Origin of the sequence: Serratia sp. NFX21, assembly GCF_048517035.1 — a bacterium.
Lineage (GTDB): Bacteria > Pseudomonadota > Gammaproteobacteria > Enterobacterales > Enterobacteriaceae > Serratia > Serratia quinivorans.
Genome location: NZ_CP183196.1, coordinates 3,134,450 through 3,146,145, shown reverse-complemented (window position 1 = coordinate 3,146,145; position 11,696 = coordinate 3,134,450). Strand labels below are relative to the sequence as shown.

11 protein-coding genes are annotated in these 11,696 nt (G+C 53.8%); 6 read left to right on the top strand and 5 right to left on the bottom strand.

Annotated features, from left to right (window positions below; genetic code table 11):
• Window positions 1–39: 39 nt before the first annotated feature.
• From ACNT1W_RS14845 to ACNT1W_RS14825, 5 genes are all read left to right on the top strand, one after another.
• Window positions 40–918, top strand: a complete 879-nt coding sequence (locus ACNT1W_RS14845) for an ATP-grasp fold amidoligase family protein (protein ID WP_261098441.1) — start codon at window positions 40–42, stop codon at window positions 916–918.
• Window positions 919–1,256: 338 nt separating this feature from the next.
• Window positions 1,257–2,699: a diguanylate cyclase gene (locus ACNT1W_RS14840; RefSeq protein ID WP_419245787.1), complete on the top strand. Its 1,443-nt coding sequence runs from the start codon at window positions 1,257–1,259 to the stop codon at window positions 2,697–2,699.
• 113 nt (window positions 2,700–2,812) lie between these two features.
• Entirely contained in the window at window positions 2,813–3,166 is a 354-nt protein-coding gene (locus tag ACNT1W_RS14835) for a DUF1428 domain-containing protein (RefSeq protein WP_017892916.1), read from the top strand.
• Between the two features lie 13 nt (window positions 3,167–3,179).
• On the top strand, window positions 3,180–3,650 hold the full coding sequence (locus ACNT1W_RS14830) for a VOC family protein (protein WP_135344286.1): 471 nt from the start codon (window positions 3,180–3,182) through the stop codon (window positions 3,648–3,650).
• A gap of 209 nt (window positions 3,651–3,859) precedes the next feature.
• Window positions 3,860–5,197, top strand: coding sequence for a D-serine ammonia-lyase (locus ACNT1W_RS14825; RefSeq protein ID WP_012145243.1), 1,338 nt, complete (start codon window positions 3,860–3,862; stop codon window positions 5,195–5,197).
• Here the strand turns inward: ACNT1W_RS14825 and ACNT1W_RS14820 are convergent.
• Window positions 5,194–6,027 (bottom strand): IclR family transcriptional regulator domain-containing protein, encoded by an 834-nt coding sequence (locus ACNT1W_RS14820; protein ID WP_012145242.1) that lies wholly within the window; start codon window positions 6,025–6,027, stop codon window positions 5,194–5,196. The two genes, ACNT1W_RS14825 and ACNT1W_RS14820, sit on opposite strands and share 4 nt — an antisense overlap.
• Window positions 6,028–6,050: 23 nt before the next feature.
• Complete coding sequence (locus ACNT1W_RS14815) at window positions 6,051–6,695, bottom strand: TetR family transcriptional regulator (RefSeq protein WP_012145241.1); 645 nt, start codon at window positions 6,693–6,695, stop codon at window positions 6,051–6,053.
• A 426-nt stretch (window positions 6,696–7,121) separates the two neighbouring features.
• Here ACNT1W_RS14815 and ACNT1W_RS14810 point away from each other — a divergent pair, with 426 nt between their 5' ends.
• The gene (locus ACNT1W_RS14810) at window positions 7,122–8,483 is read left to right on the top strand and encodes an MFS transporter (RefSeq protein ID WP_371257924.1); all 1,362 of its coding nucleotides are present in this window, start codon (window positions 7,122–7,124) and stop codon (window positions 8,481–8,483) included.
• A gap of 2 nt (window positions 8,484–8,485) precedes the next feature.
• Here the strand turns inward: ACNT1W_RS14810 and ACNT1W_RS14805 are convergent, their stop codons facing one another.
• Genes ACNT1W_RS14805 through ACNT1W_RS14795 form a run of 3 tightly spaced genes read right to left on the bottom strand, consistent with a single transcriptional unit; the run spans window position 8,486 to window position 11,672 of the window.
• The gene (locus ACNT1W_RS14805) at window positions 8,486–9,604 is read right to left on the bottom strand and encodes a DUF4056 domain-containing protein (protein WP_419245786.1); all 1,119 of its coding nucleotides are present in this window, start codon (window positions 9,602–9,604) and stop codon (window positions 8,486–8,488) included.
• Window positions 9,604–10,734: a BamA/TamA family outer membrane protein gene (locus tag ACNT1W_RS14800; protein ID WP_259189381.1), complete on the bottom strand. Its 1,131-nt coding sequence runs from the start codon at window positions 10,732–10,734 to the stop codon at window positions 9,604–9,606. Before ACNT1W_RS14800 ends, ACNT1W_RS14805 begins: the two co-directional genes overlap by 1 nt.
• Window positions 10,734–11,672, bottom strand: coding sequence for a hypothetical protein (locus ACNT1W_RS14795; protein ID WP_419246873.1), 939 nt, complete (start codon window positions 11,670–11,672; stop codon window positions 10,734–10,736). Before ACNT1W_RS14795 ends, ACNT1W_RS14800 begins: the two co-directional genes overlap by 1 nt.
• Between the last annotated feature and the right edge of the window lie 24 nt (window positions 11,673–11,696).

Here is an 11,696-nt window from a genome sequence, read left to right as displayed (position 1 = left end):
GCCGTTTTAATACTTTGTTCAAGTTATGAGACAGGTTGTATGAAAAAGAATATTAATAAATTTATCATGAACCAATTGGCTACATTCACACCGACTTTTAAAACCAAATTAATATATAAAAAAGCATTCGGGAAGAGGTTAAATCTTAACCCGCCTGTGACCTGGAACGAAAAGATAAACTATCTAAAACTTAACGATTACAGCAACAATGCACTGGTTACGCAATGTGCGGATAAATACGCAGTCAGGGAGTATTTGAAGGCGAAAGGGTGTGAAGAAATTCTCAATGAGCTTTACTTCGTTTGCGATTCAGTCGATGAGATCCCTTGGGATTCCTTGCCTGATAAGTTTGTGATTAAGGGCAACCATGGTTCAGGTTACAACCTGATTTGTCAGGATAAAAAGTCCCTGGACGTTACCAGGGCCGCGAAAACCATTGATAACTGGATGAAAGAGGACTACTGGAAGGTCTATGCAGAGCTGAACTATAAGCAAATCAATAAAAAGATAATAGGTGAGAAATTTATAGAGTCATCCAGTGGTCATGGCCCTGATGATTATAAAATATACTGTTTCCATGGTGTTCCTTACTGCACATTACTTTGTGTTGGCAGAGAAACCGGCATGCCGAAATATTACTTTTTTGACAAAGACTTCAAGTTTCTTTGCTACAGCCAGGATTGCCTGGCGCTTAGTCAGCAGGAGATAGATGCCTTTGTTAAACCCGCGGGATATGACGAGCTCTTCGAGTACGCCAGAAAATTATCTGCGCCCTTTGAGTTTGTCCGTGTCGATTTTTATATTGCCAACGGCAAACCGGTTTTTGGCGAATTGACCTTTACGCCCTCCGCAGGCATTGATACGGACATGCTCGAATCAACCGATATTTTGCTCGGGAAGATGCTCCGGTTGAAATAACCTCAACACTGACTGCTGCCGGCGTAGTTCTGCCACATAAGACATCCCGACGCCCTGTTAACGCCGCAGGGCGCTTTTTATCTGCAAGAGGTTTCGCCTGCGGGCGTCTCCTTACCCGTTCAAACCGGTGTGAATGCGCTGGACGTCTGCCGCTATGGTTTGAAACATAATACTATTTTTATATTTTCAATAAACGGATGCCAGACCCGCGAAAACTGGCAATAATGTCAGTCTGGCTGTTCACCAAACAGGCATTGCCAGACAGGGTGAGCAGGCTAATGGCCGCCATCATGCAGGTCGAATTTTATCCGTATTCTTCGCAAGCTTCTGGAAGCAAGATGCACACCACTGAGTTACCCGACGCCACTAAATTGCGCCTCGCGCTAATCGTCTTTTTGCTGGTGTTCTGCGCCTGCATTTTGGGTATTGAAAGTCGTCCCATCGGTCTGTTAGCGCTATTTTGGCCAACCAATGCGGTACTTTTGGCCGTGCTGGTACGCTACCCGGCCATGGGCAGTCCTGTTGGCTGGTTGATGGCGATGTCAGGCTATTTGGCGGCAGATCTGATCACCGGCAGCCCGCTGGGCAAAGCCATATTGCTCAATGGTGCCAATATTGCCGGCGTGGCGGTCGGGTTTTATCTGTTTATGCGTTTATCGCCGCAGGTCAGAACCCTGGAACGCACCTCATCGAGCATTTATCTGTTCGCTATCTGTCTGGCGAGCGCGACAGCTACGGCGTTACTTGGTGCCGGGGCTTCGGTGTTGCTGTTTGGCCGCCAGTATCTGCCTTCATTGGCGTTGTGGCTGTCTTCGGAATTTACCAACTACATCACGCTGATGCCGTTTATTCTGGCTTTTCCGCGGGACTGGAAAGGTTATTTGCGCAGCATTTTCCAGGCCGTGGCCCTACGCAGCCAGTGGCCCAATACCGTCAGAAAAATCGCGGTGTTACTTCTGCTGCTGTTGGCCTGCATCGGTAGCATCCTGATTGGTGGCCCCGGAGCGGTGATTTTCCCGATGCCGATCCTGCTATGGTTGGCGATGTCGTTCTCGCTGTTCAGCACAATGATCGCGGTATTGGTTTATGTGTTGTGGTGCCACCTGGCGATAGATCTGGGCCTGATTACCACTAACCTTGATATGAAAATGCTGCAAAACACGGTGTCGATGCGACTTGGCGTGGCGTTACTGGCGCTGGGACCTATTGCCGTGGCCAGTATGAATTTTGCTCGCAATGCGCTGCTGCAAAGGCTTGAGCACGTGGCGAATCATGATGCTCTGACCCATGTATTGACCCGCAGCGCTTTTATGCAGCGCGGAACGCGGCTGGTTAGCCAAAAGGGCGAGCGGATCTGCATCATGATGCTGGATATCGACTACTTTAAATCGATCAATGACCGCTTTGGGCACGCCGGCGGCGATGCGGCGCTGCTGTCCTTTACCCGCGCCATTACTGGCGATCTGCGCGATAACGATTTGTTTGGCCGCATGGGGGGTGAAGAATTTGCGATCGTCGCACCTATTGCGCAACAGCAGGATGCGCTATCGCTGGCCGAACGTCTGCGTCACCGAGTTGAAATTGAATCCATCAACATGCCCGCAGGTGCTGCTTTACAGATCACCGTCAGCATCGGTATGGTCACCTGCATCGGCGGTTCCGGACAAAATCTGGACAACCTGCTGAAAATCGCCGATCTGGCGGTCTATAAAGCCAAAAATAGCGGCCGTAACCGGGTCGCCACGCCAGAATTCCTGCCGCACCATTCCACCGAGATCTAAAGCCCGGCCGCCCTCGTCATGGTTGACCCCGCTAATGGGGTCTAAAATGGAAGAGGGCGCAGGCAGTTCCGCCGGCGCCATCCCGACTGTCTAATCGACAAGAGGACACTCCGATGAAATATGTTGATGGTTTTGTAGTGGCGGTGCCGGCCGCCAATAAGGAGGCGTATCAAAAACTGGCCGCCGCGGCTGCACCGCTGTTTAAAGAGTTTGGGGCTACGAGGGTCGTCGAATGCTGGGGCAATGATGTTCCCGACGGAAAACTCACTGACTTTCGCGGTGCGGTTAAGGCCGAGGCCGACGAAGTGGTGGTGTTCAGTTGGATCGAATACCCGTCAAAACAAGTTCGCGATGACGCCAACCAGAAGATGATGGCCGATCCGCGCATGAAAGCGCTCGGCGATCAAATGCCGTTTGACGGTAAACGTATGATCTTCGGCGGCTTCGAACCTATCCTGGACCAGTAGCGGAGGGGGTATCGTGAAAATTACCCAACACCTGTGGTTTGAGAAGGATATGGAAGCGGCGCTGCGTTGCTATATCGCTTTGATCCCCGGCTCTTCCCTGACCTGGCAATCTACCTTGCCGGCCGATACTCCCAGCGGCCCGGCCGGCAGCGTAAAACTGGCGTCTTTTATCCTTGGCGATCAGCGCTATGCAGCAATTGAGGCCGGCCCGTTGGATGCTTTCAATCACAGTTTTTCCATTATGGTCGAATGTGCCGATCAGGCAGAAGTCGATCGACTTTGGCAAGCGCTGAGTGACGGTGGCAAGGTTGAGCAGTGCGGTTGGCTGCGCGATCGCTGGGGGCTGAGCTGGCAGATAGTTCCCAAGCGGTTGGCCGAACTGATGAGTGACTCCGACAGTGCGAAGGTACGCAGGGTCACCGAAGCGATGCTGCAGATGGTCAAACTGGATATCGCCGGATTGGAGGCGGCGGCGCGCGGATAAGATTACGCGGGTTGATGCCCCGTAGCATCCAGAGTTACGGGGTATTTAAGGTGATTCAGCATCACTCAAACCGTCAGTACGGCTGATAAATTGACGAGCATCATCTTTTTGCATCAATTCTGCTCACGCAAGGCTCAAATTTTATCATTTGTCAGCCTGGGGAAATCGCTGCACCCTAGAGCTAACCTTATGCAGCGCAGAGAACAACCATGGAAAAGACACAGATTCAGCAGCTGGTTAAGCAATTCCCGCTGGTGCAGGAACTGATCGAACTAAACCCGGTAACCTGGTTCAACCCACGAGCGACCACTTTGCAGGCCGGGTTGCCGTTCGTTGGGCTGGATGCCGCAGACGTGGCCGACGCAGAACAACGTCTGGCGCGTTTCGCCCCTTATCTGAGTGCCGCCTTCCCGGAAACCCGAGCCGCAAATGGCGTGATTGAATCCGAAGTGGTGGCGCTTCCTGCAATGCAAACTGCGCTCGATCAACGTTATGGCTTGTCGCTAGCCGGCCGGTTGCTGTTGAAAAAGGACAGCCATCTGCCAATTTCCGGTTCGATCAAGGCGCGCGGCGGTATCTACGAGGTGCTGGCGCATGCGGAAAAACTGGCGCTGGCAGCGGGGCTGCTGCAACTGACGGACGACTACGCCAAGCTGTTCTCGGCGGAGTTTCGCGAATTCTTTGGCGGTTACCGCATTGCCGTGGGTTCGACCGGCAATCTGGGGATGTCGATCGGTATTATCAGCGCCCGGCTGGGGTTTAGCGTGAGCGTGCATATGTCGGCAGACGCTCGCGAATGGAAAAAACAGAAGCTGCGTGACAATGGCGTCAACGTGGTGGAGTACGAACAGGATTATGGCGTTGCCGTTGAACAGGGTCGTTTGCAGGCGGCGAGCGATCCGCGCTGTTTCTTTATCGATGACGAGAATTCACAGACGCTGTTTCTGGGCTATGCCGTGGCCGGTGGCCGCCTGAGACGTCAGTTTGCCGAAAGTGGCGTCCAGGTTGATGCTCAGCACCCATTGTTTGTTTATTTGCCTTGTGGTGTTGGCGGCGGACCAGGCGGGGTGGCCTTTGGGCTGAAACTGGCCTTTGGCGACCATGTACACTGCATTTTTGCCGAACCGACGCATTCACCTTGCATGTTGCTTGGTGTGCATACCGGCCTGCACGATGGTATCGCGGTACAGGATCTGGGCATTGATAACCAGACCGCGGCGGACGGGCTGGCGGTAGGGCGCGCATCCGGCTTTGTCGGCCGGGCTATGGAGCGCCTGCTCTCCGGCTTCTACACCCTCAGCGACCGCGAGATGTTTGCACTGCTGGGGTTATTGGACAGTCATGAGCATATTCAGCTCGAACCTTCAGCATTGGCGGGGATGCCGGGGCCGTGGCGCGTGACGGCTGACACTGAGTGGTTGGCGGCTCAGGGCTTGAATGAGCAACAAATGAAAAATGCCACCCACCTGGTGTGGGCGACCGGTGGCGGCATGGTGCCTGAGGCGGAAATGGCCAAGTACCTGGCCAACGCGCGCCAGTCGATTTAGTGGTTTAGTAGCGAAAGTTCCTGTGAGCCTTCGAGCAGGATCGGCAGGATACGTTCGGTCAGTTCGCTCAGCGGGACATGGCCGGCCTGCACCCCAACGTTTAACGCGGCAGTGACGCCGCCGTTGACCGAGGTAATCGGTACCGCGATGGATCGCAGACCGATTTCCAACTCCTGATCGTTAATCGCGTAACCCTGAGCGCGAACCTTATCCAGTTCTTCACGCAGTTTATCAATCGAACTCAGGGTGTATTGCGTGTAGCGCGTCAGGGTGATGCGTTGCAGGTAATCCTCACGCTTATCAATCGGCAAATGGCTCAACAACACCCGGCCCATCGAGGTGGCGAAGGCCGGCAGGCGGCTGCCGATGTTCAGATCTATGGTCATGATGCGTTCGGCAGAGGCACGGGCGATATACAAAATATTGTCGCCGTCCAGCGTGGCGATAGAACAGGACTCATTCAACAACTGGCTGATGTGTTTCAGCACCGGCTGGGTGGCTTTCGCCAGCGGCGTGGCACCGAGATAGGCATGGGCCAGCGTCAGGATCCGTGGGCGCAGCTCAAAGTTTTTGCCGTCCTGCGCGTAAACAAACCCCAGCTTGTTCAGGGTATACAGGCAACGACGCACCGCAGCGCGTGGAATGCCGGTTTTCTGGCTGATTTGTGAAATCGACATCAGACGACGCTGCGGAGTAAAAGCCTGGATCACCTCAAGGCCGCGGGCCAGCGAGGCCATAAAATTGGGGTCGCCCTTAAAGGGATCGCCGCTGGCGGCGGACACTAAACTATCAGGCGCGGTGATTTCTTCGCCGTCGGTGATTTTGGTCATCACAATCTCCCAGGGAGCAGTGCTTACAGCGCCAGATAGCGCAGGGTGGCCACCACGGCCAACTGACGGATATGACGAACCTGATCTTCCGGCGGTTGATGGCTTTCAAACAGGGCATTAAAGGTGTACTGGTTGGCAACGTAGTGGAAACAAAGGCTGCTGATCAAGCGATGCACGTCGGCTGCGCTGGCGTCCGGCGTGAACAGTTTCTCTTGCTTGCCGCGCTGCAAGATATCTTCCAGCAGGGTCAATGCACTTTGATTTAACGCCTTAATGCGCGAGGACTGGCGTATATACTGGCCGCGCATCATGTTTTCCATACAGATAACCCGGATGAAATCGGGGTGTTCAGCATGGTAATTAAAGCTTTCTTCGACCAAACGAGTCATGGCTGCTACCGGGGCTAATGCTTGCAGATCCAGCCCGGTTTCATGTGCGCGAATATGCTGATACACGTGTTCCAGCACCTCCAGGTACAGTGATTCCTTGGTCTTGAAATGATAAACCACCATGCGTTTGGTGGTGGCCGCGTGCTCGGCAATGTTTTCCATGCGGGCACCTTTCAGACCGGCCTCGGCGAACTCGGCCAGCGCCGCAGCGAAAATACGCTGTTTCAGTCCGACAGGGTCGTTTTTGCGTTTAGTCGCGGGGAGATCATCATTGTTCAAAACATCAGTCACTTATCTTGGAGGAACACCGGTTAAGAGTAACTGGGGTGACCCGGTAATACAATCCGCTGCCGCTGCGCTTTTGTGAACGACGTCATATTGCTCAAACGTAAACCCTGGCGACGATAACCGCAGGGTTGGGAAGATCCCTCTCGCAATTTGAAAACATTATTTTCCGCGTGCCCAGGGTGTATTTCCGGTCAGAAAAGGGCATTTATGGCTCAATCCCAGCGTATTGTCTTGTCGGTGAAAGCTGCCGTGGTTTTTTTGATGGTGAGCGAACGTACCATTGGGTTCAATGAGCGCCAGCTTATCAATAATCTCCGTTGCCGAGCCGCACGGGAGTTCTTACAGTAGACGCCAGAATCTTTAATCTCGGTTCGATTATCGAACATTTGCATTTATTGGCGTCTGTACCAAGGAAAAATTGTGGCTTCAAACGAAATTGATGTTCGAACGCTGATCAACGATCGTCCGATATGCGGCTATCAAAAACTGATTATTCTGCTGGGTTTTATCGTTATTGCGCTGGATGGCTTCGATATTACCCTGATGGGGTTTATTGCTCCTGAGCTGAAAAGCCAGTGGGGCGTCAGCAATCAGCAACTTGGCATGGTGATTAGCGCCGCGCTGGTTGGCCTGACGATCGGTGCGCTGCTGGCCGGCCCGCTGGCCGACTGGCTGGGGCGTAAAGTGATCATTATCAACAGCGTGTTCTTTTTTGGCCTCTGGACGCTGGTCACTGCGTTTTCGCACAATATCGATCAAATGATATTTTTCCGTTTTATGACCGGGTTGGGGCTGGGGGCGGCAATGCCGAACGTCGGCACTTTAATCTCCGAATATGCGCCGGAAAAGAAACGTTCCTTCATTATCACCGTGGTGTTTTGCGGCTTTACCTTCGGTGCCGCGCTGGGCGGGTTCGCGGCGTCATGGGTCATTCCACAAATGGGGTGGCATGCGCTGCTGTTGCTCGGTGGCCTATTGCCGCTGCTGAGCGTTCCGCTGTTGATAGCCAGGCTGCCTGAGTCGGTGAGGTTTTTGGTTACCCGGCGAGCCAGCAATCAACGCATTGGCAAAATTGTGGAAAAGCTGGCGCCGGGCAGTACCAATGCCGAAACCCGTTATACGCTGCCGCCACTGGTGGCACCTGGCAAGGGAGCCATGCAGATTGTGATCTCGCGGCAGTACCGCCTTGGCAGCCTGATGCTGTGGCTGGGTTATTTCATGGCGCTGTTTCTGGTTTATCTGCTGGGCAGTTGGTTACCGACGCTGGTAAAAGGCATCGGCATGAGCGTGGCGCAGGCGGCGGTGATTACCGCGCTGTACCAGGCCGGCGGTACCTTAGGCTCGCTGTTTGCCGGCTGGCTGATGGATAGGGTGGATCCACACCGGGCGCTGGGCATGATTTACCTGCTGGGGGCGGGGCTGACATTGTCGATTGGCCTGGCGTCACACAGCAGCCTGATGCTCGGTGTGTTGGCACTGGCCTGTGGTTTTTGCCTGAACGGTGCCAATACCGGCATGAACGCGCTATCGGCGCATTATTACCCAACTGAGGCGCGCGCCACCGGGTCGAGCTGGATGCACGGCGTTGGGCGTATTGGTGCCATCCTGAGCGCCTTTGCCGGTGCGGAAATGCTGGCGTCAGGCTGGGGGTTCGACCGCATTTTTGCCATTATCGCCATTCCGGCGTTGATCACCGCCTGTGCCATCTTTATCAAAGGTGCCAGAGGGTATAACCGTCAGGCGCAGTTGGTCAGCCGGGAAACCGCTAAAGGCCTTTGATCTCACTGATTGAGCCGTTGCAATTGGATTTGATCGGCCTGTCGCGCCTGCTCTGCCAGTGAGGAAAACTGTGCCGGACGATAGAATGTTTTGGGCACCGGCAGGCGGCGCATATCGCTGCCTTTATGAATTTGCAGTTCGCCCAGATGGCTTAAGGTGAACCCGGCTATTTTCACCGGCATGGTCAAGCGATACGGCGGTGTCTTTTCGAAAGGCACTGCGGTAGGAATTCGGTTTTCGCCAAGCGAGTAATTCCGTTTCAGGACTAAAAATTTATCGGGCACCCGGCGTTTGCTGTTCCACCAATCGCCATCGACCTCACGGAACTGGCGTTCTGTTTCTGCCTCATTGACTGCCTCAAGGCCGATTAAAGCTTGTGAAAGCGCCTTATCCATCGCCAGATTATAGTTCTCCACAGAGCCGGCATGCCCCTGCAAAATCACGTTTACCGCCAGCCTCGCTCCCAGCAAATTTGCGTAAAGGTCTTCCGGTGAAAAAGCAGAAATTTCCTCAGAAAATCCGGCGACAGACTGGAAGCCGTACCACTGGGCGATTTCATGCCACTGTGCCAGTTGAAACGCCACATGCCCGGCCAGCCAGGCCGCCAGATTGTATCTGTCGGTCATCGATGCCGGAGGGGGAAACGCGTAAAACTGAGCGCGTCTGAGCCCTAATTCCTCACTGTAAAACAGGCGCCATTCGCGGCCCAGTTTCGGATACAGACGAGTGAACAGATAAAAGGTGTTATCGGCGGTATCGCGAACATGGGCGATATCAATAAACCCGCCGCGTCGCGTATAGATAAGCCCGTTGGCTTCGTCGCTCAGACCAACGATATTTTTCACCGCGCCCAGCGCACTGTCATTGTAGTGATGGTGGCCTAGCGTACTGAGTGAGAGCAGGTTACCAATTTGATAAACGGGAATCGGGATGCCGGCCGCGCGCACCTGCAGGTTATAGCCAAATGCACAGCAGGGGCGAAGTGATTCCGGTGGTGAAAGGTTTTGCGCGACGGGCCAAATGCGTCTTGCCTGCTCAAAGGGTAAAACGTCGGTCTTGCCCGGTTGCGCCTGTGCCAAACTGGCGACAGCCAACGACAGGGCGAGAAAAAAAACACGCATTAAAAGGCCTCCGCGACCTGAAAATAAAATCCTGCGCTCTCACGTCCCACGCCGAGATCGAGTCGCAGATTCATATTGGGTTTTATTTCAAAACGATAACCCGCACCCAGGGTCGGCAGAATAGGGTGTTGTCCCATTTTATCCAGGCTACCACCCAGCGAACCGGCGCCTAGCCAGAGTACGTAACCGTGCCGCCAGTTTAATTTTTTGCGGTATTCGATTTGGCTGCTCACGACATCTTTGTCACGGTAACGCCCCTGATAATAACCGCGTAATCGGCGGTCATCACCAGCCTGTGAAAGGCGATCCCATGGCACATCTCCGCGGGCAAAACGTCCCCAGGCATCGAATGCCAGCACGTCATTGTCGTTAAGCGGAAAATAGTAATTGTATTGCAACTGCAGGGCGGTGAAATGGGTATCCGAACCCAGCGATGGATCAAACAGGCTGTAGCTGGCACTGGCATACTGCCCTTTTTTCGGCTGCGTGATGGCGTCGCGGGTGTCGTAATTGAGGGCGAAAGTGGCGCCAGAACTCAGCGGCGTTGTGGAGTCCGTATAGCGAGAGAAGGTATCGCCAGGCTGCGGATCATCAACTTTGGCATTCAGCGTGGAAAAATCCCAGCCCACACCAGCATAAAGATTATCGACCAGCCGATAAAAAACCTGCGGATGAACGCTAAACGAATCCTGAGTATATTTCTGGCTCGAGCCCTGCGCCGCATCGTAGCCCACGCCCCAGAATTCCGTCGGGATCTTGGCAACCGAACCTACCACAAAGAGACGCCACTGATCATCGCTAAAGAACGTGTAATTATTCAGACCCAACCCCAGGGCGCCACTGGTGCTGACAAAACCGGTAAATGAGATAGATGAGTTTTGCGTGACCTGATCGTGTGGATCGACCCGATAAAGCCCGGCCGCTGCTGCCCCCAAGCCCAGTTTTAACTCAGGGGTATAAAAAGGGCCGGGTAACACCGTCCAGTTCACGCCTTTAGCCTGGTTGTATTGGTCGTCGGCCCCCATGGTGCCGAGAAACGCATCAATGGATTCACGCGTAAGCAGCTCCGCATGAATAGGGGCAACCAACAGGCTCAGTAGTCCACTCAGGAACCGCACGGGTATCTTCATTAGAATCGATATTCACCCGCCAGGAAAAAACTGTTTCGCTCATTGAAACCGACTTCGGCCAGGACGTTGAAGTTCTGTGTGAGTTCGTACTGCGCCCCAATCAGCGTATTCCACGGCGAGGAGAGATGCTGTTTGACATCAAAGCGCCCGGCGTTGTCCTTATTCACGGCGTCAATCAATGGCTGAAGTTCTGCCGGCATATGCAGATCTGAAATATTGCCTTTAAACTCCTGGTCCACATCCTGATACATGCTGCCAATCCACAAGCTCAGGTGAGAAGGGCCAGAGATAGCAGGCATATCAAAGCGATAGCCCACGCGTGGTGAAACCGTAATGGCTGAAATTTTGCCATCCAGAATGTCAAACTCCGTGCGGGTATAATTGGTGTCAACCAGTGCAAACCATTTCTCGTAGCCCCCTGCCAGGGTAAACCCGGTGCCCCAGGTGGTACCTTTAAAGTCGAGAGCAAAATCAATGTCCTGCAGATCGCCATTTTGATTAAGGCGATGGACCGCAGAGGCGATGATACGGTCGATGCCGGTGTATTTCGACGGATCGGCATCGACAGAAACCTGGGATAAAGATGACCCTCTGGTGTGCCCGACCAATCCATAAATGTTTAAAAAGGGGAAGACCCACATATCCAGCCGAAGGTTCTCGCTTTTGCTGCGCTGGCGTGTCTTCCCGACATCAATATTGAACAGATCGCTGGGGATCGGGTGATCGCCGAGTTTCAGACCGGAAAACGTAATGCTATCGACATCAATATTCTGACGTATATTCATGTAACTGAGATTGGCGCCAAACGGCAGCGGAATGCTATAGCCGCGTGCGCGGGCCTCATCCCCCCAGATAGGAAAGGTGCTGTCGCTTTGAGCCGGGGCATGGGTTGCCGCACCAAAGGCGGCACCCGACCACAGCAACAGGGGGAGAATCATTCGTTTTGCGTACTGGAGCGGGAG